This is a genomic window from Gimesia sp., from assembly GCF_048262075.1.
GTDB lineage: Bacteria > Planctomycetota > Planctomycetia > Planctomycetales > Planctomycetaceae > Gimesia.
Genome location: NZ_JBLXFK010000004.1, coordinates 339,343 through 363,980 on the forward strand (window position 1 = coordinate 339,343; position 24,638 = coordinate 363,980).

23 protein-coding genes are annotated in these 24,638 nt (G+C 50.1%); 18 read left to right on the forward strand and 5 right to left on the reverse strand.

All coding sequences use genetic code 11. From position 1 onward, the window contains the following. Window positions 1-25: 25 nt before the first annotated feature. The 13 genes from nrfD to lptB all read left to right on the forward strand — a co-directional run bounded on the left by nrfD (window position 26) and on the right by lptB (window position 15,594). Window positions 26-1,420, forward strand: a complete 1,395-nt coding sequence (gene nrfD, locus ACN0YH_RS11035; protein ID WP_417379627.1) for an NrfD/PsrC family molybdoenzyme membrane anchor subunit — start codon at window positions 26-28, stop codon at window positions 1,418-1,420. A 64-nt stretch (window positions 1,421-1,484) separates the two neighbouring features. Further along, on the forward strand, window positions 1,485-2,867 hold the full coding sequence (locus tag ACN0YH_RS11040) for a quinol:electron acceptor oxidoreductase subunit ActD (RefSeq protein WP_417379628.1): 1,383 nt from the start codon (window positions 1,485-1,487) through the stop codon (window positions 2,865-2,867). A gap of 60 nt (window positions 2,868-2,927) precedes the next feature. Beyond that, window positions 2,928-4,169: a quinol:cytochrome C oxidoreductase gene (locus ACN0YH_RS11045; protein ID WP_417379629.1), complete on the forward strand. Its 1,242-nt coding sequence runs from the start codon at window positions 2,928-2,930 to the stop codon at window positions 4,167-4,169. A 50-nt stretch (window positions 4,170-4,219) separates the two neighbouring features. Further along, a complete protein-coding gene (locus ACN0YH_RS11050) occupies window positions 4,220-4,549 on the forward strand; it encodes a hypothetical protein (RefSeq protein ID WP_417379630.1) in 330 nt (109 codons plus the stop codon). Beyond that, on the forward strand, window positions 4,546-5,403 hold the full coding sequence (locus ACN0YH_RS11055; RefSeq protein ID WP_417379631.1) for an SCO family protein: 858 nt from the start codon (window positions 4,546-4,548) through the stop codon (window positions 5,401-5,403). The genes ACN0YH_RS11050 and ACN0YH_RS11055 overlap by 4 nt, the downstream gene beginning before the upstream one ends. Window positions 5,404-5,502: 99 nt before the next feature. Beyond that, window positions 5,503-6,501, forward strand: a complete 999-nt coding sequence (gene coxB / locus ACN0YH_RS11060; protein ID WP_417379632.1) for a cytochrome c oxidase subunit II — start codon at window positions 5,503-5,505, stop codon at window positions 6,499-6,501. A gap of 110 nt (window positions 6,502-6,611) precedes the next feature. Beyond that, window positions 6,612-8,330 (forward strand): cytochrome c oxidase subunit I, encoded by a 1,719-nt coding sequence (locus ACN0YH_RS11065; protein ID WP_417379633.1) that lies wholly within the window; start codon window positions 6,612-6,614, stop codon window positions 8,328-8,330. Continuing rightward, window positions 8,330-9,394, forward strand: coding sequence for a cytochrome c oxidase subunit 3 (locus ACN0YH_RS11070; protein WP_417379634.1), 1,065 nt, complete (start codon window positions 8,330-8,332; stop codon window positions 9,392-9,394). Before ACN0YH_RS11065 ends, ACN0YH_RS11070 begins: the two co-directional genes overlap by 1 nt. An 89-nt stretch (window positions 9,395-9,483) precedes the next feature. Next, on the forward strand, window positions 9,484-9,975 hold the full coding sequence (locus tag ACN0YH_RS11075) for a cytochrome C oxidase subunit IV family protein (RefSeq protein WP_417379635.1): 492 nt from the start codon (window positions 9,484-9,486) through the stop codon (window positions 9,973-9,975). Between the two features lie 104 nt (window positions 9,976-10,079). After that, entirely contained in the window at window positions 10,080-10,724 is a 645-nt protein-coding gene (locus tag ACN0YH_RS11080) for a cytochrome c oxidase subunit 3 (protein ID WP_417379636.1), read from the forward strand. Window positions 10,725-10,990: 266 nt separating this feature from the next. After that, window positions 10,991-12,697 carry a signal peptidase I gene (gene lepB, locus ACN0YH_RS11085; protein WP_417379637.1) on the forward strand — a complete coding sequence of 569 codons (1,707 nt, stop codon included), beginning with the start codon at window positions 10,991-10,993 and terminating at the stop codon, window positions 12,695-12,697. A 134-nt stretch (window positions 12,698-12,831) separates the two neighbouring features. Further along, a complete protein-coding gene (gene lepB / locus ACN0YH_RS11090) occupies window positions 12,832-14,694 on the forward strand; it encodes a signal peptidase I (protein WP_417379638.1) in 1,863 nt (620 codons plus the stop codon). 117 nt (window positions 14,695-14,811) lie between these two features. After that, window positions 14,812-15,594, forward strand: a complete 783-nt coding sequence (lptB, locus tag ACN0YH_RS11095) for an LPS export ABC transporter ATP-binding protein (RefSeq protein WP_417379639.1) — start codon at window positions 14,812-14,814, stop codon at window positions 15,592-15,594. A gap of 7 nt (window positions 15,595-15,601) precedes the next feature. Here lptB and ACN0YH_RS11100 read toward each other — a convergent pair whose 3' ends face one another. The 5 genes from ACN0YH_RS11100 to ACN0YH_RS11120 all read right to left on the reverse strand — a co-directional run bounded on the left by ACN0YH_RS11100 (window position 15,602) and on the right by ACN0YH_RS11120 (window position 19,828). Then, window positions 15,602-16,705 (reverse strand): hypothetical protein, encoded by a 1,104-nt coding sequence (locus ACN0YH_RS11100; RefSeq protein ID WP_417379640.1) that lies wholly within the window; start codon window positions 16,703-16,705, stop codon window positions 15,602-15,604. A 199-nt stretch (window positions 16,706-16,904) separates the two neighbouring features. After that, complete coding sequence (locus ACN0YH_RS11105) at window positions 16,905-17,111, reverse strand: hypothetical protein (RefSeq protein ID WP_145232004.1); 207 nt, start codon at window positions 17,109-17,111, stop codon at window positions 16,905-16,907. A 68-nt stretch (window positions 17,112-17,179) separates the two neighbouring features. Then, a complete protein-coding gene (locus ACN0YH_RS11110) occupies window positions 17,180-18,067 on the reverse strand; it encodes a DUF6677 family protein (protein ID WP_417379641.1) in 888 nt (295 codons plus the stop codon). Between the two features lie 263 nt (window positions 18,068-18,330). Further along, window positions 18,331-19,113 (reverse strand): SDR family NAD(P)-dependent oxidoreductase, encoded by a 783-nt coding sequence (locus ACN0YH_RS11115; protein ID WP_417379642.1) that lies wholly within the window; start codon window positions 19,111-19,113, stop codon window positions 18,331-18,333. 382 nt (window positions 19,114-19,495) lie between these two features. Further along, window positions 19,496-19,828 (reverse strand): HesB/IscA family protein, encoded by a 333-nt coding sequence (locus ACN0YH_RS11120; RefSeq protein WP_417379643.1) that lies wholly within the window; start codon window positions 19,826-19,828, stop codon window positions 19,496-19,498. A gap of 630 nt (window positions 19,829-20,458) precedes the next feature. Between ACN0YH_RS11120 and ACN0YH_RS11125 the strand changes: the two genes are divergently transcribed. From ACN0YH_RS11125 to ACN0YH_RS11145, 5 genes are all read left to right on the forward strand, one after another. Then, the gene (locus ACN0YH_RS11125; RefSeq protein WP_417379644.1) at window positions 20,459-21,478 is read left to right on the forward strand and encodes a 3'-5' exoribonuclease YhaM family protein; all 1,020 of its coding nucleotides are present in this window, start codon (window positions 20,459-20,461) and stop codon (window positions 21,476-21,478) included. Window positions 21,479-21,548: 70 nt separating this feature from the next. Beyond that, window positions 21,549-22,388, forward strand: coding sequence for a diaminopimelate epimerase (gene dapF / locus ACN0YH_RS11130; RefSeq protein ID WP_417379645.1), 840 nt, complete (start codon window positions 21,549-21,551; stop codon window positions 22,386-22,388). 96 nt (window positions 22,389-22,484) lie between these two features. Continuing rightward, window positions 22,485-22,976, forward strand: a complete 492-nt coding sequence (locus ACN0YH_RS11135; protein WP_417379646.1) for a DUF2752 domain-containing protein — start codon at window positions 22,485-22,487, stop codon at window positions 22,974-22,976. A 97-nt stretch (window positions 22,977-23,073) separates the two neighbouring features. Beyond that, complete coding sequence (locus ACN0YH_RS11140; protein WP_417379647.1) at window positions 23,074-23,766, forward strand: hypothetical protein; 693 nt, start codon at window positions 23,074-23,076, stop codon at window positions 23,764-23,766. 158 nt (window positions 23,767-23,924) lie between these two features. Next, complete coding sequence (locus tag ACN0YH_RS11145; RefSeq protein ID WP_417379648.1) at window positions 23,925-24,620, forward strand: hypothetical protein; 696 nt, start codon at window positions 23,925-23,927, stop codon at window positions 24,618-24,620. Window positions 24,621-24,638: the final 18 nt, after the last annotated feature.

Consider the following 24,638-nt stretch of genomic DNA (forward strand, 5'->3'; position numbering starts at 1 on the left):
TTATTGAGCAAAGATATCAAAAGCCATGGCTTCAGTAACAGCAGAGCCAATTGACACAATCACCGAAGTGCCCGGTAAGCGAACTCCGCTTGTGACGGGAGCTCACGACTATGGGACCGTCACCGAAGCTGTCTGCCGACTGGCTGAGTGTAAGGCACCCAAAGCGTGGTATATTGCACTCGGGTTTTCCGCTTCTTTAGTGGGAATGTTGTTTGGTCTGGTTGGTTATCTCATTATCACCGGTGTTGGGGTCTGGGGTAACCGGAGCCCGGTTTTCTGGGGTTGGCCGATCGTGAACTTCGTGTTCTGGGTCGGTATTGGCCATGCTGGTACTTTGATTTCCGCGATTCTGTTTCTGTTCCGCCAGGACTGGCGTACGGGGATTAACCGTGCTGCTGAAGCGATGACGATTTTTGCTGTGGTGTGTGCCGGTCTGTTTCCGGGGATTCACATCGGTCGTGTCTGGCTGGCTTACTGGCTGTTTCCGATTCCGAACCAGATGTCGATGTGGCCTAACTTCCGTAGCCCTTTATTGTGGGACGTGTTCGCTGTTTCGACTTACGCGACCGTTTCCCTGTTGTTCTGGTACATGGGTATGATTCCCGACCTCGCCACACTACGTGACCGGGCCACCGGAAAAATTCAACAGTTTGCTTATGGTCTGCTTTCACTGGGCTGGAACGGTTCTTCCCGTCACTGGCACCGTTATGAACGGGCATATCTGCTGCTGGCTGCCCTGGCGGCTCCCCTGGTGTTGAGTGTGCATACCATCGTGAGTTTTGACTTCGCTGTTTCCCAGTTGCCTGGTTGGCATACAACAATCTTTCCGCCTTACTTCGTCGCGGGTGCGGTTTTCAGTGGGTTCGCCATGGTGCTGACCCTGATGATCCCAGCCCGCTCCATCTGTGGCATCAAAGATCTGCTGACCGACCGCCACCTGGAAAACATGACCAAGGTGATTATCGCGACCGGCTCAATGGTCGGTTATGCCTATGCGATGGAATTCTTCATTGCCTGGTATGGCGGTAACGGTTATGAAACATTTGCCTTTATCAACCGTGCATTCGGCCCCTATGCCTGGGCTTACTGGATCATGGTTACCTGTAACGTCATCAGTCCGCAGTTGTTCTGGATCAAGAAAATCCGGACCACTCCCTGGATGATTTTTGTCGTTTGTATTTTTGTGAATATTGGTATGTGGTTTGAACGATTCGTAATTACAGTGACTTCACTGAGTCGTGACTTCCTGCCTTCCAGCTGGGGTTACTTCAAACCAACCATCGTTGACGTGTTAATGTTGATCGGTAGTTTCGGTCTGTTTATGACATTGTTCCTGCTCTTCTGCAAATTCATGCCGATGGTGGCGATGGCAGAAGTCAAGAGTGTGATGCCTCAGCCTCATGGTCATGAAGATCACTGAGTAACTGAAGCGGCCCCGTCAGTGTCAGGTACGACTTAACTCATTTGTTTGAATAAAAAAGATTATGGCGACCACAATCGAACAACCAGAAAAAACAAAAGCAGAGCCCCAGCTACTCGGGTTACTTGCCGAGTTTGATGATCCGCATGCATTGATCGAAGCATCAAAGAAAGTTCGCGATGCCGGTTATAGCAAGTGGGATACTCACACGCCCTTTCCTCTGCACGGCATCGATGAAGCGATGGGCATCAAGATGACGATTTTGCCCTGGATCGTGGCCTGCTGTGGCCTGATGGGGGGGACGATCGCCGTCGGTATGCAGTACTACATGAATGCCGTCGATTATCCATTCCTGATCAGTGGTAAGCCGCTTTTCAGTATTCCGGCAAGTATCCCCATTACATTCGAGCTTTCTGTTCTATTGGCTGCCTTCGGTGCCTTTCTCGGAATGCTGGGATTAAACCAGCTACCGAAACTGTACAATCCGATCTTCAAATCTCAAGCATTTCGCCGTGTGACGAACGACCGGTTCTTTATCAGTATGGATGCAAAAGACGCGAAGTTTTCTGAAATCGATACCGGGGAATTTCTGAAATCGCTGAACCCCCTGCACGTCGAAGAGTTCTGGTCCGACGTAGAGTCTCCCAAACTCCCACGACCTCTGGTATTGGCCTTAAGCCTCATCGGTGTGTTGTTAATCATGCCTCCTGCACTGGTCGCTTACAAACGCTCGACAACAACGAATACACCACGCATTCATATCATTCCCGATATGGACTTCCAGCCTAAGCTGAAAACTCAAAATACAACGAGCATCTTTGCTGATGGTCGTGAAGTGCGACCGCATATCGAGGGAACCATTCCCCGTGGTCAGTATAAAGACGATAATATTCCGTTCTACTATGGCCTGAAAGAGCTGCCTGAAGATCAGGATGTCATCACAATTGCTCTGCAGGATGAGAAAAAACCGGCAGACAATAAAGCGGACGCATCTCAACCCGCAGATGCAAAACCTGCGGATCCCGCTGCAGCAGCGGCAGCCGAAGATAAACTGGCGAAGTTGCCTTGGGTGACGGAATTCCCCATGCCGGTGACTGAGAAAATGATGGCTCGTGGAAAAGAACGTTACAGGATTTACTGTTCTGTCTGCCATGGTCTGGGGGGAGAAGGCGATGGCCTGGTCTCGCTGCGAGCCATGGAATTACAGCAGGGAACCTGGGTTCGACCTGCCTCTTATCATACCGATAATGTTCGTAAACTGCCGGTAGGGCGTCTCTTCCATACCATCAGTAACGGCGTTCGCAAGATGCCTGGATATTCGGCTCAGATTCCACCGGAAGATCGCTGGGCGATTGTACTCTACCTGCGAGCCCTGCAGAAAAGTCATCAGATTGACGCCAAAGATCTTCGCCCGGAAGAAAAAAATAAACTTCGAAATACGAAATAAGTAAATCGTTACGGCACACAACTTGTTGAATTTAATCTCGTTGTAAAAACAAGAAACGTTATGCAAACTTCACCTGATACTGACAAGAAGCTTCCCGTTCAAACCCTAGCTGAGCTGGGTCCCCTTCCCATGAAAGTGGCGCTGGGCTGTTCCGCTCTGTTGCCGGTCGCTTTCGTGCTGGGTTTGATATTCACCAACGGGTGGGATCTGTTTGCCTTCTCTTACCTGCAGAGCACGTTCTTCTGCCTGAGTATCTCGCTGGGCGCTTTGTTCTTTGTGATGATTCAGCAGCTCACGCGGGCCGGCTGGAGTGTGGTTTTACGTCGCCTGTCTGAGTTTATCTCCATGGGTGTGATTCCCCTGTCTGTGCTGGTACTGCCGATCGTACTTCTGACCCTGATGGGAAATGATACGCTGTATCAATGGGCGAACACCAAGACTGTCGCCGATGACCATCTGCTGCATGCCAAATCACCTTATCTGAATACCGGTTTCTTTGCAGTGCGTTATCTGATTTACTTTGGATCCTGGATTTTTCTGGCCCGGTTTTTCCTGAATAAATCAGTTGCCCAGGATGAAACTGGTGATCCCGAGCTGACACTGTTAATGGAACGCCGCAGTGGCCCCGCGCTCCTGCTGTATGCCTTTACAATCTCCTTTGCAGCCATTGACTTTCTGATGTCTCTGGATGCCCACTGGTTCAGTACGATTTTCGGCATTTATTACTTCGCCGCCGGTCTGGTCGGTTTCTTCAGCTTCCTGGCCATCAGCCTCATTTTCCTTCGCAGCAAAGGGCTACTGAGGGAACCAGTCACGGTAGAGCACCTGCATGATGTTGGTAAGCTGCTGTTTGCCTTCAACTGCTTCTGGGCTTATATTGCGATTTCACAATACCTGTTGATCTGGTATGCCAACATTCCTGAAGAAACCAGTTTCTTTCTGCCTCGTCAGGAACAGGGTTGGGGTGTGGTCTCATTGATGCTGGTCATCGGTCACTTTGCGATTCCTTTTGTCTTCTTCATGTCACGCTGGATGAAGCGGAATCCCAAAACACTCTTCTTCTGGGCTGTTTATCTGCTGATCATGAACTGGGTTGATATTTTCTGGCTGGTCATGCCGAATATTGCCTTTGACGGCGTCAAGTCTGCAGTTACCTTCCAGATGGTCCTGATCAATGTCTGTTGCACAATTGGAGTTGGTGGTATCTTTGTCGCTGGAATCCTGAAGTACGCTGGTGAGAAATCAGTCATGCCGGTACGGGATCCCCGCCTGGAAGAATCACTCAAGTTTCACAATATTTAATTTCCGACTGATCAAATCGATCAGCAACTTCTAGAATAAGAGAATAAAATATGTCGGGTCATAAAGCAGCCTATGATGATCTCGATACAACGATGATCGCATATGTTGGTGCCGTTGGAACCATCATCACGTTTTTCACTGTATTCGCGGTTGCCGCGCTGGACTTGTCGTTTGAAAAGAAGCAGAACGTCGAGAAGGTGATCGAAATTCCGGAAGTAAATTCCGACAGCATTCTGGCTAACCAGGCTGCTGCTTTATCAGAATACCGCTGGATTGACCAGGATAAAAATATCGTAGTTGTGCCCATAGACCGGGCGATGGAAATTGTTGTTCAGGAAGAACAGGAAAAGCAGAAACAGGCAAAAACCAAAACACCATGAAACCGTTTGCATCTTCCATTCTGGTTCTTCTCTGCTGGGTATGCATTGTCATCCCGGTGCAGGCAGAACGTATGGAACAGGCTCCCAAAGATATCGAGAAACTGGATGTCATCGAACATCTGGATACAAAATTACCTTTGGAACTGAAGTTTCAGGACAGTACCGGAAAACAGGTGACACTGGGAGATTATTTTAAAAAGGATCGCCCCGTTATTCTATCACTGAATTATTCCAACTGTCCGATGCTGTGCTCCCTGCAGCTCACAGCGCTGGTCAGAGGTTTAAAAGGATTAGAGTGGTCTGCTGATCAACAATATGATTTTGTCTCTGTCAGTATTGATCCGAAAGAGACTCATCAGCGGGCGAATTTAACAAAACAAAAGTACTTCAAGGAATACGATCGTGCAGGCACAGCCGGTGGCTGGCATTTTCTGTGTGGTCAACAGGCATCCATTACGAAATTAGCGGAAGCGATGGGAGTTCAGTATCAGTTTGTCGAGGAGCGGAAGGAATATGCTCACCCGGCAGTCTTATTGATTTGTACTCCCGATGGTCGAATTTCCCGCTATCTGTATGGCGTCAATTTTCCTGAACAGACTCTGAAATTAGCTTTGGTAGAAGCATCGGAAGGTAAAATTGGTTCTACCATTGATCGGTTTTTACTGTTCTGTTTTCACTATGATGCAGACAGTGGTCGGTATGCTCCGACAGCACGGAATATTATGAAAATTGGTGGGTTTGCTACCGTTTTTATCCTGACTGTGGTTTTGATTCCCTACTGGCGGGGACGCAAAGGCAGAGTGAAAATGGAAACGACAGTGGGTCAGACTCATGAAGTGACCGGGGGAACCTGAACCGTTTCAGGACCCGCTGTCAAAGGAATTTGTGTTTTAATCAGATTTGGTTAATACCTTAAATATTTTAACACTCAACAGTTGAATGTGTGAATACAGATGAAACTATTCATCCCTGAATTATTAGCGAATGCGGAAGCCGGCTTCTGGTTCCCGGCTCAAGGTTCCACAGTGGCAGAGAGTGTCGACTCTGTTTACTTCTTCATCCTATGGGTCTGCACGTTTTTCTTCGTGCTGATCGTCGGGCTGATGCTGCTGTTTATGGTCAAATACCGGCATCGACCTGGCGTCGAAGCAGAAAAGACCGTTACCCATAACCTGACTCTGGAACTTTCCTGGTCGGTCATACCAACACTGTTGACAGTCGTCATGTTCTGGATCGGCTTTACCTCCTACCTGGATATGCGAACGCCTCCGGCTGCGTCCTATGAAATAGATGTGGTCGCGAAAAAATGGGTCTGGGCTTTCAAATACCCGAATGGCTGGATCGAAAGCGAACTGCACATCCCCATGGATGAAAATGTCACACTCACGATGGCTTCGGATGATGTGATTCACAGCCTGTGGATTCCGGCGTTCCGTACTAAAATGGATGTGGTGCCCGGTCGTTACACGCAGGAATGGTTTAAAGCCATCGCTCCTCCTGAAGGATCCGAACCGACGAAATACCCCCTGGAATATCCTTTAATGTGTTCCGAATACTGCGGACAGAAACACTCGGAAATGGTCACCAAGGTGGTGGTGCATGAAACCCGCGGTGATTTCGACAAGTGGCTGCAGAACGCTTCCGATATTCATAAGAACAAAACGCCTGTTGAAGCCGGGGAATACTTCTACAAGACGCGTGGTTGTATTCAATGCCACTCACTGGATGGCGTTCCCAAGAATGGCCCCAGTTTCAAGGGTTTGTTCGGCAGCGAGCGCAAGTTCACCGATGGCACTTCACGGATTGCAGATGCCAACTACATTCGACAGTCGATCCTGGAACCTCAGTCACAGGTCGTTACCGGCTTCCGGCCGATCATGCCGACTTTCAAAGGCCAGCTGACGGACCAGGACATTACCGCGATCATCGCATTCATCAAAGACCAGAAGTAGTGGCATTGATGAATCGATTTAATAAATAAAAAAAGTGAGAATCTGTTTCTCAATTGTGTTTCAGGATTTTTTAATCCGACCTTATTTGAAATTATTCAGGAGGCTGGAAGATGGCAACAGTAGTTGACTCCTCCAATCCAAAATCAGATTTCCCGATTCAATACCGCGAATTGAATTATTTAAATTGTTCAAAAGGCTGGAAGAGCTGGTTTTTCACCCTCGATCACAAGCGCATCGGGATTATGTACCTGATCGGTGTGACCTGCGCCTTCTTCCTGGGGGGGCTGTTCGCGGTCCTGCTGCGTACCGAATTGCTGTCCCCCAATAAAATGTTTCTGTCCGCGGATGGCTACAATCAGATGTTTACCCTGCACGGTGCCATCATGACCTTCCTGGTGATTATTCCCGGGGTCCCGGCAGCGATCGGAAATATCATTCTCCCCGTCATGCTGGGAGCGAAGGATGTCGCCTTCCCCCGCATGAACCTGGGTAGCTTCTATCTCTGGATGTTCGGTGCCGCCTTCTTCCTGGCGGCTCTGGCACTGGGCGGACTGGATACCGGCTGGACCTTCTACACACCATACAGTATTACCAGCAGTACGGCCGTGATTACTGCCCTGCTGGGGGTCTTTATTCTGGGCTTCAGTTCGATTTTTACCGGGTTGAATTTCATTGTGACCATCCACACCATGCGGCCACCGGGGATGACCTGGTTTAAAATGCCGCTGTTTCTGTGGGCCTTGTATGCGACCGCCCTGATTCAGATTCTGGCGACTCCCGTACTGGGAATTACTGGTCTGTTGCTGGTTGTGGAGCGGGCGTTTCACATCGGTATTTTTGACCCTGCACTGGGCGGTGACCCCGTATTGTTCCAGCACTTCTTCTGGTTCTATTCTCACCCTGCAGTTTACGTGATGATTCTGCCGGCGATGGGTGTGATCAGTGAAGTGATTGCAGTTCACAGTCGCAAACATATTTTCGGTTACCGCTTCATCGCTTACAGTAGTATCGCGATTGCTGTTTTCGGCTTCCTGGTCTGGGGACACCACATGTTTGTCTCTGGTCAGTCTAAAGTGGTCGCCGTGGTGTTCTCTGCGATTACTTTCAGTGTATCGATTCCGTCTGCCATTAAAGTCTTTAACTGGCTGACGACCATGTATAAAGGTTCGATTCGCTTTACAACGGCCATGTGTTACGCGTTAGCGTTCCTGTTTATCTTTTCGATTGGTGGTCTGACCGGGCTGTTCCTGGCAACACTCGCAACCGATATCCACCTGCATGATACCTACTTCGTGGTCGCCCACTTCCATTATGTGATGATGGGTTCCTCACTGGTGGGGCTGTTTGCTGCAGTGCACCACTGGTGGCCTAAAATTACCGGGAAAATGTTCAGCGAGTTCTGGGGACGGATTGCCTGCCTGGGCGTCTTCCTCGGCTTTAACCTGACCTTCTTCCCACAGTTCCTGCTCGGAACACGGGGAATGCCTCGCCGGTATTACACATACCTGCCTGAATTCCAGAATCTGCATATCATGTCAACCTGCGGTGCTTATCTGCTGGGATTGAGTTCCGCGTTGATGGCTGCCACTTTGATTTACTCGGTGTACCGGGGCAAACTGGCTCCCGCCAATCCCTGGGGCGGTGCCTCTCTGGAATGGCAGTGCTCTTCACCACCACCACACAATAACTTCGATCATCCTCCTCTGGCCGGCGATCCCTATGTCATGGAATCAGTCGTCTACAATGAGGAAATCGGAGGTTACGTTCCCGTTGAATGTCAAGGGGCTGGCAAGAACTCTGTGACCGCATCAGGAGATAATGAAGCGTAATGAATACCGCGGCCACCACTACTACAGACGAGCACGCTGATAGCCACGATCATGAGCATCATGATCCCCGGCTGGCGCATCACTTTGATTCTCATCAGCAGCAGTTTGATACCGGGAAACTGGGGATCTGGCTGTTTCTGGTTACCGAAGTGCTGTTCTTCAGCGGCCTGTTCGGCTTTTATGCCGTTTATCGTTCCTTGCACCCGGAAGTGTTCCTGTATGCCAGCCAGTTCCTGGACACGACATTAGGAGCAGCAAATACCGTGGTCCTGCTGTTCAGCAGTCTGACGATGGCCTGGGGCGTGCGTTGTGCCCAGCTGGGTCAGACGCGCGGCCTGATGATCTGCCTGGTGACGACTCTGGCCTGTGCTGCGATCTTCCTCGGTGTGAAATCGTTCGAGTACACCGAAAAAGCCCATCACGGACTGTTATGGGCGGGTATGTATCACAGCCCGGAACATCATGATGCAGCAGCAACGACGGATGCCGTCGCCGCGGGTGACCATGCTCACGATGCGACAGCCGCACAGGACGACCACAGTGATGATGCACTGTTCGAAAAAACCAAACACACGCTTTCCTATATGACATCCGTACTGTGGGTTGTGATTATCATTTCGGCAATCGCATTCGGCGTGCTGATTAAGAATCCGAATCAAAAGACATGGGCCACGATCGCCGGTTGTTTCCTGATCTCGGCAGCCGGGATGGCGATTGGCGCTTATTCCAGTATTGGCTACCACCACTTCGGGCATGCGGAAAAGCCAACCGACGAAGAGATTCTGATGGCGGAAACTGTTCCAGCCGAATATGCAAAACAGAAAGAAAAAGTGCCGGAACCCGAACTGGCCGGAACATTCTTCAGTGTTTATTTCTGTATGACCGGCTTACACGCGATCCACATTATTGGTGGCATGATCGCGATCAGCTGGCTGATTGTCAGAACAGCACATGGAGCGTTTACGACCTATTACTTTGGCGCGGTTGATTTTGTCGGACTCTACTGGCATTTGGTCGACCTGATCTGGATCTACCTGTTCCCGCTGTTGTACCTGATCAATTAGCGTTCAGAGAATTCAAGAGTTTAACCAACATTTGAGAGAGGCTCTTTGCTTCTCCGTAGTTTTCAGATAAAGAGACGAAAGTATTCATCATGTCAGATCATGTTGAAAGTGATGCTCACGCAGAAAATCCACAAAGCTGCCACGTGCATGTCGTTCCGGTTAAGGTTCTGATCGGTGTGTTCCTGGCATTAGTGGCGCTGACAGTGGTGACGGTGGAAGCAGCCAAGTATGACACCGGGAGTCTGGATGTGATCGTCTCGATGGCGATCGCAACTGCCAAAGCTTCACTGGTCGTCTTTATCTTCATGCATCTCTGGTACGATAAACCGTTAAACCGGCTGGCATTCTTCTTTTCGATTGTGTTTGCTGCCTTTTTCCTCTGCATGATTCTCCTGGATTCGCATGCTTATGATGATTACGTCAAAGGCTTCCAGCAGGATCAGACTCCGACCGTAGCTCCCGCCGCAGCGCCTGCAGCGGCTCCCGATGCCAAGCCAGCCGCAGCACCCACGGCTGCAGCAGATACAAAAGCTGCTCCGGAGAAAAAAGCCGAACCCGAAGCGAAACCAGCTGAGAAATAAATTGAAATCTGACTGATCCGGCAGGGGAATGGGATCTCATTCCCAGGTCGGTCAGTTGTAATACCCTCGTAAGTCGTTCAGCTGTTTACCGATAGCAGGTCAGCATGTCAGCTTCTCGGAATCGCTCCCTTCGAAATCGATTCGCGCTGTTATTTACCTCCCGGGATCGCTTAAGTCAGCGGGATTTTGGGCTGGCCATTTTTCTCTTCAGTACGACTGTTTTATTTATCGGCGGGCTGCTGGCATATGTTATCGTCCGTTCGAATCTGGCGCAGAATTATGAACCAGTGAACCTGGTGGTTCCCCCCGCGCTCTGGCTGAGTACGGTCCTGCTGATTCTGGGAAGCATTTCCATTCAACGTGCCGTCTATTTTGTCAGTCACGAAAAGCAGCAGCAGTTCCGCAATTGCCTGAATCTGACTTTTCTACTGGGAGGCGCTTTTTTTGTCATTCAGACCATCGGACTGGCTCACCTCTTACAACAGCATTCAGATATTTTACTGAGCCTTAAAGAAACGAATCACGCTGCGAATTATCCCAGCAGCTATGGAGCGTTGTTTACGTTTGTATTAGTGCATGCACTCCACTTTTTCGTCGCTTTCGGATTTCTGGGGGTCGTGATTTATAAAGCCTACCTTTACCTGTATGATCATGAATATCACTGGGGCGTCCATGCCTGTGCCGTTGTCTGGCATTTCCTGGGTGTGATCTGGATCTGCATGCTGCTGCTGTTCTATCTGGTTGGGTAAAACTTCATCCATTTATTAAGCACGTTTCTTATTCTGCGTTGCGTACCTCAATGTTTCTGAAGATGCTGCCGTAAAATGGAATTCTGTCTAAGTTACATTAATACAATGTCTTAAGCCCCCTCTGTCAATTATTCCCGCTGATCGACGGGGGAGTGGATGAACCGCTATTTCCTCTGCCCTGTTGGTTTTACTAAAATAGACCACCAGTCGTAATTCCACCTGGAAGCCGAATTCCGGTTCTACCGTTTCTCAAGCTGTCTGTCACGATGCAACACACGTCCCGTCAACTCGAAATTCAAGCGGAAGAGTTGCCGCAGCGATCCAGCCTGTTTCGGCTGGTGCTGGAGTCCGTGGCTACACTGGCGATTGCCGTGATTCTCTTCCGAACCTTCGCTGCGGAAGGTTATATGATTTCGACAGGCTCGATGGCGCCCTCTCTCCTGGGATACCATAAGCAGGTCACCTGTCCCCGCTGTCATTATTCGTTTACCTATGGCGTAGCCTATGATGATTCCGTCTCTACCAACCGGGGGCAGGACTCCGCTGCTGACGGGCAGGAATTTCAACAGGCCGGACAGTATGCGACCTGTCCCAACTGTGATACCAATTCGATCGATCTGGCTCAGGTGCCCCGCAATGAAGGTGACCAGTTGCTGGTGTTTAAACATGCTTACTACCTCAAACCCCCCGAACGCTGGGACGTGGCAGTCTTTCAGAATCCGATGAAGCCAACCCAGGCGTATGTCAAACGAGTGGTAGGCTTGCCGGGTGAAGCGGTGCAGGTCAAAGAAGGGGACTTGTATATCAATGGAGAAATCCAACGTAAAGATTTAAAAACACAACGCGCTGTTCGACTGCTCGTTCACGATCATCAGTATCAGCCCTCGGAAGATGACTTTTTTCAACCCCGATTTATGCCTGTGGAATCAGATTCAGAACAGGAGCAAACTCAGTCGGTCTCACCCATCTGGGAGGAACAGCCTGATGGGTTCCTGTTTACTGCAGGCAGCAATGATGCAGGCTCATGGTCCTGGGTCAGGTATCAGCACTGGGTGAGGCAGGGCGGACATTATCAGACAGATGTTCCGCTGGAGCAATGGCCGGAAGAAATCGAAAAGCCGGAACCAGTGCTGGCTGCCATCCAGTATGACGAATTGAAACAGCTACTGTCCTGCAAAGGAGCAATGTCGGCAGAAGACTGCCATCGACTACTGAATCAGACTGAAAATGACGCGTTTCGATATGCGGTCGCTTTGCTGTATGAGAAATCGCATGTGGCCCCCGTGCTGGATCGCTATGCCTATAACAGCGGTGTGGAAAATCAGACCGCGATTCCCATCCACGATTTTCTGTTTACGTGTGACCTGCAGGTGAAAGCGCCAGAAGGAGAACTGGCGGTTGAATTGTTCGACGGACAGCATCACTTTCGGAATATCATTGACTTCAAACAGCGTCAAGTCAATCTGTTTATCGACGATCGAAAACAGCCGATACGGACCGGACCGCTGCGCAGTGAGTTTAGATCGCAGCCCGTCAAACTGGAAATGTCGGTGATGGATCGGCAGGTTCTGTTTGCCATCAATGGAGAACTGGCCTACCAGCCTCTGCTCTTCAGCAAGAATTCAGAGCAGCGTGAGGAGATTCGGATTCCCCTGCAGTTTGGTGCCCGGGGCGGGACGTTTAAGCTGACCGGCTTGCAACTGTTTCGCGATATCCACTATACGCGTGGCAAAGCCCTGCATGGAGTCGACGAACCATATGAACTGGATCAGAACAGTTACTTCATGCTGGGCGATAACAGCCCGGTTTCGCTGGACAGCCGTAGCTGGGCTGACGGAAAAGTGGACCAGAAATACCTGCTGGGAAAACCGTTTCTCGTCCATTTACCTTCGCGGCAGGGCAGGGTCAAAATAGGTGATCATATAGGTCACATCCGCATTCCAGATTTCACCCGAATTCGCTATATTCACTGATAGAAATGCATTTTTTTACAGAAATAATTCGAAAACAGTTCATAAATCAGAGCCCGCAGCGAATGATCAGATCTGGCACGCCGATTTGATCCTTCTGGTGCCCGGGTATTTTTAGATTTGACAGGTTGTCGGCAATGGCCAAAAAAATTGAAAAAACAAAACAAAAAAAAGTTCTGAATGAGCAGGTCGAGAAAAGCGACCCCGGACAGGAGCAGGGCAAAAGTCGTCACAATGAAATGCGGGATACGATTGAATCGATCATTATTGCGCTCGTATTTGCTTTTGTGTTCCGCGCCTACTCAGCCGAAGCATTCGTGATCCCCACAGGCTCGATGGCTCCGACTCTGTATGGACGACATAAAGAACTGCATTGTGCCGAGTGTGGTGTAAAGTATGCTGTGGGAGCCAGCGATGAACTGGTCGAAAAATCAGAGTACTATCTTCCGGACAATAAGGTCACTGGTGCCTTTTGCCCGAACTGTCGCTACTACACGAACCTGCAGGATGCCATGCCCTTCACCGGGGACCGCATCATCGTCAACAAATTCCCCTTTGATTACGGAGACCCCGATCGCTGGGATGTAATCGTTTTCAAATATCCGGAAGCGTCACAGACGAACTACATTAAACGACTTGTCGGGCTGCCTGGTGAGGAACTGCAGATTTCCCGCGGGGACGTCTATGCCCGTAAAAATGAAAACGAGCCGTTTCAGATTCTCCGCAAGGACAACCTGGATAAACAACTGACGGTCCAGCAGCTCGTGTATGACGATGATTATCCTCCTCGCGAGATCCTGGAGTATGGCTGGCCTGAGCGCTGGTCTCCCATGCAGCAGGTCAAACCGGGAGAGACGTTGTTTGAAGATCTCAAACAGTCTACCTGGGAACTGGATCGTGAATCGCGGGCGTATCAGTTCAAAGGGACGGCGGGTAAATCCGAAAAGTTGGAATGGCTCCGCTATCGGCATATCGTACCCCGTCAGTCGGAATGGTCGCTGCTGCAGGAAAATCCCGAGCTGTTCACGCAGACCATTCTCTCGTCACCTCCCCAGTCACGACTGATCAGTGATTACACAGCGTATAATAACTATTCAGGTGGCTCCTCTTCCGGAGCGTTCACGTATGACGCCGCGTTCTGGGTGGGAGATCTGACACTCAATTTCGATGTTGAGGTCCAGTCGGAAGCAGGCGAGCTGCTGGTCGAACTCATGCGGGGAGACCGACATTACCGTGTACGCTTTGATGTCAAAACCGGTCAGGCCAAACTGTATTTTGTGGAAAATTTTCCCAATCCCGAGCCAGTGGAAACCGAACTGACCACGGTCGAAACAGAGCTCAAAGGGAAGGGGGGCTATTCCGTCATGTTGGCGAATGTGGACCAGAGGCTCTGCCTGTGGGTTAATGGGTCTCTCGTGGAGCTGGGGACGGCGACGGAATACCAGCCTCCGGTTTCACCGGCACCCCGCGATGGCGATCTGGCGCCAGCAGGTATCACCGGCGTTGGTGTCGAATTTACTGTTTCGCATCTGATGCTGCAGCGTGACATTTATTACCGCGCGGATGAGTATTATCAGAATCAGGAGTACTCCGGCGATCGCAGACACTTATGGGAACTGCTCTGGGATCCCGCTGACTGGAGTCGTCAGTATGAAGATCACCGGCAGCAGGTCCGGTTTGATAAAATGTCCGATGATGAGTTTTTTGTACTGGGGGATAACTCTGCCCGTAGTGCCGACAGTCGGCTCTGGGGAAATTCGCGTCAGGCAGAACACAGGCACGCTGTCCCTCGTTCTGCCCTGGTCGGGAAGGCCTTCATGATCTACTGGCCGCATGGGATTCCGTTTATGAATGACGGGCGAGGCTACTCACCCACACTCGGGCCCCTCAAGCGGTTTTTCTATCATCAGACACGTCCGGGAGTTTATCCCGATGACCCATATGCCAAGCTGTCTGTGCCCTTTTATCCGAATATTTCCAGGATGAAACGCATTCGATAGGTTCGTATCACACTTCGCCAATGGGTATCAAATCGATATTCAGTCGAATGGCATAATTTAGTAGAATCAACTCTCGCGTGAGTTACGATTGCGGTTTCGTCAAGGAGGACGAGTACGATGGCATTACTGGAATGTGTGGGTCTGGTGAAAGATTATCCCGGCAAGCGGGCCGTGGATGGTGTCGACTTCTACGTGGATCGCGGCGAAATCGTCGGCCTGCTCGGCCCGAACGGTGCTGGTAAAACAACCACGTTCCGTATGTCCTGCGGGATGGTTGCTCCCACCAAAGGCCGCGTGTATCTCGAAGGCACTGATGTGACGAGCTGGCCGATGTATAAACGGGCCCGGCAAGGCATGGGCTACCTGCCTCAGGATGAGAGCGTCTTTGTGAAACTTTCGATTGAGCAGAACATCTACGCGATTCTCGAATTTCTGGATGTGACCCGCAAGCAGAGACATGAAACGGTCGACCGACTGCTGGACCAGTTTGGTCTGACAGCGAAGCGTAAACAGATTGCTTCCACCCTTTCCGGGGGAGAACGACGGCGGCTGGAAATTGCTCGCTGCCTGGCCAGTTCTCCCGAACTGATTCTGCTCGATGAACCTTTTACCGGGATCGATCCGGTGACGATCCATGATATTCAGGACATCATCGCCGACCTGCGCGACGATGGCATTTCCATTCTGCTGACCGACCACAGGGAACGGGAAACATTAACTATTACCGACCGCAGTTATATCATTTCGGCTGGTCAGGTGCTGGTCAGCGGAGACGCAGAAACCGTACTCAGTGACGCTTCCGCGCAAGCCCTCTATTTTGGGAAACGTTTCGACAAAGGCTCGATCATCGAAGGACGGGAAGCCTTCGGTACACGAGGTATTGATCGCGACGCTGCGTGAGTGAAGCTTACGATTCGCTCCGGTAACGACCAGGCTGCCATCTCAAAGCTGCGCGGCCAATACACATGGAATCTGTCAGGTGATCCATGCAGATGCCTGCAGCGGGCAGCAGGATCAGATCTCCCGGGTTCACAGGAGCATGATCGTTACTCTCGACCACTTCGTCCAGCCGCGCCAGAATGGTGGGAATGGTTGATGAGATCGAATTCCCATAGTTGGGCAGATTATTGAGGAAGTCGGCGGAAATGGGAATCTGTTTTGCCGCTGCGATCATGGCTTTTAACAGCTTGCCACTGGGCTGATGTGGGGCAATCAGAATACGATCAGTTGTGCCGGAAACTTCTTCGTACGACTTCAGACAGGCTTCGAGCATCAGGTCAACGCCGTTCAGAAACACAGATTCGCCATCCATGTGCATCACGAGTTTATGCTCGGGCTGTCCCCGGAAGTCGTACATATCTCCCTGTTCGGTCCAGAACAGAGGCATGTCTGCTTTACGGCGTTCTTCAGGAATATATTCGGTTGATGTTTCGACATGCAGCAGTGTATGCCCGGGGCCCCGCCATAACGTCGTGCCAGTTGCGCCGGCAGACACAATGCCGCAGAAAGCCTTGTCCGAGGAATCGTGCCAGTGCTCAGGAGTTTCAACGGTCAGCAGGGGAATATGTACTCCCGCCGGTTGATCTTCCAGGAGTTGGGAGGCCCGGTTCAGCAGTTCGACAAATCCTACGCAGCCATAGTTTAACGCGATAAATCGGTCAGAGGAGACTCCCAGCTTTTCGGAAAGCTGATCACACAGCTGGCGAGCTGACTGGTTGCGGGTATGCGAATGGCATAGCAGAATCGCCGGGCAATCAGCCCAGTCAAAGCCGACCGTCAGTTGCAGTTTTTCCGCAATGGCAGTCGCGATATCCAGTGGTGAAAGGTCCGGCTGCAGCAGGCGGCGTGTTTCGATGCCCGTAGAGCGACTGATCGCTTTCACGCTGGAAAAACCGGCGCTGAAACCCTGGTGAGAGAGTGTATAGACACTTTCATTGTCTAATAGTTCAAACAGATCTGTATGATCTGCCAGATCTACGATTTCTGTCAGTGCAAATCCATTAGTCTGCATAAAGTAATCCCAACCTCGCAATTGCAGAAAGGGAATCCGTAACCCCGCAATCGTCTGAGTATGTGCAACATTTGCCTAAAGTGCAATTGAATATAAATAAATGAGAATGTTTTTTTAGCAAGTCAAACAGTTTCTGCTGCCTACTTTAGCATGGCGGGATCCGGGACATATCCGGTGCAGAAAACTGGTGCCTGCCTGTTCACAAATTCCACGAAAGCAATGCCAGCAAAGTCATCAGCGCTCCCATGATTATGACAGATGTGAAAAAAAACCTGATTGAACGTTGAATGATGATTTGTGGTATCTCATACCGCGTGGCGTTATAGACCAGACTGATCACTGCCAGCAGTGGAATCAGATACACTACCGCATTGACCTGATTGGCAAAAAGTAGTGAAACGGTCATTTGTCATAACACCTTTTATTATTAAACGGGATACGTGGAATTCCGGCTGTTTAGTGCAGCATTTTGGATCAGGACTTTACAGGCTCCGGCTGCTTATCATCCGGTTTCATTTCTTCTTCATCACCTCTACCATAGGCGGGGCCTTCAAAGGCATCCCAGATGGCCAGCAGGTTCAACAGACCGGCAATCCAGGTGAAGACCACAGCAAATTCGTAACGTTTTCCTAATTTCTTGTTGATATCATCCAGTTCATGGTCGGTGAGCGGCATTTCAAACCAGTTCAGGAAAGAACGTGGAATCGAGCCTTCGATATGGCCTGTATCAGTGCTTCTCCCGTTGACTTCACGCACAACCGCACATTCGAGAGGCCGGCTCTGATCTCCCCCCAGGGGTAATCCAATTCCCACGGGATCCGCAAGTTGCAGCGTTTCAATCGGTTTATTATCCAGGGTTCCTTCAAAGGTTCCCGAGACTTCAGGGCCGAACTCGCCGGGTACGGTTTGCAGTTTGATATAGCCGTCCAGCTTACCGTTGATGTTTTTGCCATCTTCGCCCCGATCCAGCAGAGTTCCCTGGAAAGGTGTTTCCAGGGGAAGTTCCATGCGATAGGGGTGCGTCTCAAAAAAATTGCTCTCAGCACCCTGCCGCGCGACATTATTTGGGGATGCCATTTTATTATATCTTCGCGTCTGAATCAAAGCGGGGAGTGCCGGCAGACCAACGCCCACCTGCGCAAAATAGCCTAGATTTCGCTTCCCCTGCCGAGACTGATAATACACGGTCTTCCAGTCGCCCAGTGCCATACCACAGAAAAAGGTGCTCAGGATGCAGAAGCAGTAGATGGCTGCCTTAAAGATTCGACCCTGATAGAAGTGTCCCGCTCCCGGAACGAGAAAAGCCAGAATCGCGGCGACCACCGGATTTTTTAATTCAATTTTTTTCTGACTCTCAGTCATTTCAGGATCCTCAGGGAATGCCTTAGCTGGTCAACGTATCTGGGGTGTTCGCTTTTCAGGGGCTGATCTTAGTGGTAACCCGACCAAATCAGAAGCGTAGACGAGAATTTATCGCAGACACAGGCTCCAGTGTCGGTGTCTGATAGTGTATCTGATGGAGAATAAAAGGACTAGACCAACCTGAAGTCTTTACAAAATAAGGAGTTGAGAGATTCCGCTCCAGAAGGAAATCAGGTTGGCATGCGAGTCCGTTTCCGGATGGTTTACTGGCCTCCCTCAGAACGCTTTGACCACCACGGCAGGCTGATTCCCCCATCGATTGTCGATGTGCCACCCGTCATGTAATCTGCATCGGAACTGGAAAGAAAGGTGACCAGCTTGCCGACTTCGTTGGGCATCCCCAGACGTTTCCAGGGAATATTTTCTGCACCGGCCTGCAGTTGTTCATCGGTGAAGAATTTTCGTTCTCCGGGAGTATCAATCCAGCCTGGATGCACGGTGTTGACGCGAATCTTATGTGTTGCAAATTCGATGGCAGCCGTTCGTGCCATATGATCGATGGCCGCTTTGGCCATGTTGTAAGCCGCGGAAGTCGGAATCGCGATGACCGCATGAGGAGAGCTGATGACAACGATCGAACCGCCGTTACCTTGTTTTTTCATCTGGCCGGCTGCCGCCCGCACACCAAAGAAGGCACCCCACATGGTGACATCGATGGTCCGTCGGAAGCCTTCCATGTCTGCTTCCAGAATCAGTTCACGGTCACTGTAGGCAGAATTGGAAACAAACAGATCCAGGCTGCCGAATTCTTCGGCGACCTTCGCTACCGCAGCTTCAACTGATTCCTGATCGGAGACATCAGCCTGGATCGTGATCGCCTTGACGCCGAATGAGCGTGCTTCTTCAGCCGCTTCTTCTGCTTCCTCAGGATGAGAGCGGTAGTTGATAGCCACGTTGGCCCCTGCTTTGGCCATCTCAATCGCACAACCCCGCCCGATGCCCCGGGAGGCCCCTGTTACGAGCGCATTTCGCCCTTCCAGTTTCATGGTCTTACTTCCTTAGTCTGTTGTTCCGTTAATAATAATTTGTATTGCACTTCAGAGAGATTCCGGCTGCAGCGGTAAACGGTGCCGACAGAATTCTCTATGCAGTAGACACTATGATTGGGAGCTGTCTGCGATCCATCACTGTGTGTGTTCAACACAGGTGGCTTTGCAGCGGTAGCTTTACGACGGTAAAGACAGTTTGATTCCCTGTTGACTCATACTCCAGAAACAGTTCTCCGGGAACGAGACTCGTATTACTCATTACTGTAAACAGGTGCGGCCTTAAAACAAAGAAAACCGAGGAGCATTCTCTGCTCCTCGGCAAAATCTTTCCATGTCTCAATCAATCGCAAATCTGTGCGCAGAGCGGGGGGAAACCGTCTCAGGCAGAGAAGCTGCTGCCACAACCACAGGATTTGACAGCATTGGGGTTGTCGAATGTAAAGCCGCGTTTTTCGAGGCTTTCATAGTAGTCCAGGGTGGTTCCGTCCAGGTAGAGATCGCTTTTTTTGTCGACAACGACTTTGATCCCGTGTTGTTCGGACAGGTTGTCTTTTTCTTCATCCACATCATCTACGAAGCGGAAATCATATTGGAATCCACTACAACCACCAGAAGTGATTCCGATTCTTAAGAGAGAACCTTCAGCGACCTTCTGGTCTTCCATATATCGCTTCAGTTCTTTGGAAGCATTTTCAGTAATTGTGACAGCCATGGAAATGTGTCTCCAGTTTTAAAAATAGTTGGGTAACTTTACCTTTGAATATTTGATATCGGTGAAAACCGGTTCCGAATCTCAAAAAATGCTCCAGAAATCCGTGAGCCAATGCACCTTTTTTCGCTCCTGTTATTATAGCAGGAACGTTATCTTTTCCGAGATGCATTTTTGACTGGAGCGAATGAATCTTACGCTTTTCTGTAAGTAACGGCATTATATCACTTTATTCTACGGTAAATCCAGCCGTTCCAGGGAGATTTTCCCCTCAAACCGGGGGATAACCAGGGGACACTCGCCTCAAGCTTAACTGGACTGATTTGTCCGGAATCTCCGCGTGCTGGTGAACAGACTGTTTTGCACTTCAGCGGGTTCGACCCTAAAATAAGGATCGGTATCATTTTCGGACTAGAACGCATCACATTTAACCCTAGCGTCTGTCAATCTAATGGACTCGGTTCAAATGGATCTGCAGGCGCTACAGTAAAACTGGACACAGTCTAGTGCTTTCTCAAGCTGGAAATTGAGGGTTAGGTGTGTTGTTTACGTGCTCCGTTGTCGCACTCTCTTGATATCTCTCAGCCCAAAATTTAAAAATGACACTCCACTAGTTTGCCAGAGGACTGCTGCATGAATCAATCTCACCAGGTAATGTTGTTGAGCGAAATGGAACCCGGTCAGTTTGCCGACAGTTTTGTATTACTGGTTTCCCGTGAACGTGCGACAACCCGGGATGGAAAGCCATATTTTCGTGTTCAATTCCGTGATCATGCACTCACGGCGACGGCCATGGTCTGGAGCGACACTCCCTGGTTTGAAGACTGCGAAGGCAACTGGACTGAGGGCGAATTTTACAAAGTTCGTGCGCGCTATAATGAAAGCAAATATGGTCCTCAACTGGACATCGATCGGATTCGCGCGGTCATTGCAGAAGATGCAGCAGATGGTTTTGATCCGGGCCTGTATTATTCGCGCTCCCGTTTTTCGAGTGAAGACATGTTCGTTGAGCTGTCGGAAATTGCCCGTGAACAGATCACGGAGATCCCGCTGCAGAAACTGGTGCTGGACATTCTGGAGCAGTATGAGGATCAGATCAAAACGATCGCCGCCGCCAGCAAAAATCATCATGCGTTCACGGGGGGATATCTGGAGCACGTGTTATCGGTCACGAAAACCGCCTGTTTTCTGGCTGACAAATACCGGGACTACTATCAACAGATGCAGCCTGCTTTGAATAAATCGCTGGTCGTCGCCGGGGCAATTCTACACGATATCGGTAAACTGACCGAACTGGAATATCGACCGCATGGTTCACGTTATACACCTGCAGGACGTCTGATCGGGCATATTCTGCTGGGCCGGGATCTGGTCCGCGAACATGCCTCCCGGATTGAGGGTCTGAACCCTGAGACATTGCTGCGACTGGAACATATGATTGTTTCGCATCAGAATTTACCGGAGTGGGGCTCGCCGATTGCCCCGCATACCCCGGAAGCATTACTGGTACACTATGCAGATGATATTGACGCCAAATTTCATATGATGGCGACCACACTGGAAAATATCCTGCCTGGAAACGAAGATGAGTTTTCCGGCCGAGATAATGCGCTCCGCCGCAGCATCTTTCTGGGACTGAAGTCGACAGAATAAACCGGAAAACAAACTTAGAGCACCAAGGCAAAGACAGCCTGTATTCAACATTGAGAATAGAAGACCGACAATGAAATTTACGAAAATGCACGGGGCCGGCAACGATTATGTTTATGTCAACTGTTTTGAAGAGACGTTGCCACAAGACATCGCCAGTCTGTCAATCGCTGTCAGTGACCGCCACACCGGCATCGGTTCCGATGGACTGATTCTGATCTGCCCTTCCGAAAAAGCAGACGCACAGATGCGGATGTTTAACGCGGATGGGAGTGAGTCGGAAATGTGTGGCAACGGCGTGCGCTGCGTTGCCAAGTATGTGTATGATCATGGTATCTCGAAGCAGCAGACCTTGAAAATTGAAACCGGTGCAGGGGTACTGAGCCTCGATCTGGAGTTGGCTGGAACGAAGGTCGGTCAGGTGCGCGTGAATATGGGAAAACCGATTCTGACCAGCTCTGAAATCCCGACGTTACTGCCAGGAGACCCACCAGTGAACGCACCTCTGGAAGTGGGAGGGCAGACCCTGGAAGTGACCTGTGTCTCGATGGGCAATCCCCACTGCATCACTTTCGTCGACGAATTGAACGATCACTGGGTGCACGGAATCGGTCCCCAGGTGGAAGTGCATCCTGCGTTCCCCAGAAGGGTCAATGCAGAGTTCATCGAGGTCGTTTCACCAGCCGAACTCAAGATGCGTGTCTGGGAACGAGGCTCGGGGGAAACCCAGGCCTGTGGAACCGGGGCCTGTGCCTCTGCCGTCGCGGGAGTGCTGACCGGCCGATCTGGAAGAAATGTGCTTATCCACTTGCCAGGTGGGGATTTACGTCTGGAGTGGGCGGACACCGATGAAGTGTTCATGACAGGTCCTGCGGTCGAAGTTTACCAGGGGATCTGGAACGGACCCCAATAGTAAAGGCGGGCAGCCAGAGCGAAAGACTTATTTTTTGAAATGGTCTTGCAGTAAAATAATAGAACTGATAAACAACGGCTTCTCTCATTTCTCAATATGAATTCCAATTTAAAACCTACCGCTGATTCGACAGGCAGTTCATTCCTGTCAGCATTCCGTGTACTGCATCCGGGAATTTCCATCGGCTGGAGAATGCGTTTACTGCTGATTGGCTGGAGTCTGTTTCTCATCGCAGGTTTTGGAGTGGCCATTCAAACAACACCAGATTCACGTGGATTTGGTACCCATCAAAACCTTGGTTTTGCACCTTGTGTTATCAAAACTCGATTCTCAATTCCCTGTCCCAGTTGTGGGATGACAACTTCCTTTTCACATTTTGTTCGAGGTCAGATCCGTCAGTCTGCTCAGGCCAATACCTCTGGTCTGGTGCTGGCAGTAGTCTGTCTGGTAATGATTCCCTGGTCCTGGATCAGTGTGTATCGCCGACAACTCTGGCTGGTCTCCCAACCCGAAACCTGTCTGCTCTGGTTGATCTGTAGTCTGGTATCGATCACGATCATCGAGTGGGCATTTCGATTGAACTTTTAAAATAGCATCTCGTTGGGTTCCCAGTGAGATCACCAGTCCCTTCAAAACGATCCATTCTCGAAAACACTCTGCGGTTCAAGCCAAGGATGGCTGAAATATGCGAAAATTTATGACGAACAAATACAATAACCGGTTCCAACAGCGGTACTGCGCCATCGTATTACTGCTGCTGGTTTCATTCAGTGTCAGCGGTTGTTCGCTGTATGTGATGGCGGGCAAAATGTTTTTTGGTGACCCGCTGCTCACCTGTGAATTCACCAAACAGACTAAAATCGATCTGATCGAAGATCAGAAAAAGGTCCTGGTTGTCTGCTCGACACCCGAATCAATTCGCTCTGACTATCCATCGTTGAATTATGATCTACTGGAACAGGTAACGTATCGACTGCGCCGCGAAAATATTAAAGTCATGGATACCGGGGAAGTCGCTACCTGGCTGGATGATAACGGCGGCGTCTGGAATGATGTCGATGAACTGGCTGAAAACTTTGAGGTTGATTATATCATCCATGTCGACATTGATGAGTTTGATTACCGGGAACCAAACAGTCCCAACCTGTTAAGAGGCAAAGCCTATGGGCATCTCTCGGCCTATGAAGTCAATGCGGTAGATGGAGTCAAACGGGCGCTGGAAATCTTCGATGTGGAATACACGTCGGAATATCCCAGCCACATGCCGGTATCGATTGAACAGGAATCAGAAACCGTCTTCAGGAAAAAATATCTGGATCGAATTGCCGACCAGATTGGTCGCTTCTTCTATAACTATCATGCTGGCGATCCTATCTGATCGCAGGATACACAAATTGAGATGACCGGAAACTGGAACGCATCTCATTTAACCATAGCGTCTTTCGTACTGTTTATACTCACTCGGTTCAAACGCCCTTGAAAACGCTATAGTAAAACTGGACACAGTCTTATTTCGGAGTTGTGAAGGATCACACGATGACAATATTTTCGTATCAACAAGCTGTCGTGAAACAGTTTTTTCAGACCATCACGAAACTGGCGCTGGTTTGCATACTCTGCACGACACTGACAGGCTGTAATTATTTTATTCTCATCGGTTATCTGATTGGTGGTCCCCCTTCCATTGAGCCTGACTTTGATGCCCAGACACAGAAGTCGTTGACGGGTAAAGACGTGACGGTTGCCATCGTCTGTTATGCACCGCTCGAACTGCAGTATAATTTTGACGGGATTCACAACGATCTGGCGAAGTACACCACGTTCCGACTGCACAGTCACGGCGTCAAAGTCGTGAATCCGGATCGGATTCGTGCCTGGCTGGATGAGAATCCCGACTGGGATAAACCAGAAGAAATCGGCGAAGCATTTGACGTGACTTACGTGATTCATGTCGAACTGCATAAATACAGTCTGTACGAGGAAAACAGTTCCGACCTCTACCGCGGCCGTGCGGAAGGCATGGTCACTGTTTATGAAATGGATGAGGATGGGGAAGGCGAAAAACTTTACAGTAAGGAAATTACCTCGTTCTATCCGCTCCGGGCACCCCGTGCGACTTCGGAAATTACGTTCTCCAAGTTCAAGAAAGAATATCTCTCACGCTTAAGCGACGAGATTGGCCGCCTGTTTTATGAGTACTACAACGGCGACGATTTCACACAGTCGATTTGATTGGGAAACGGTTTCAGG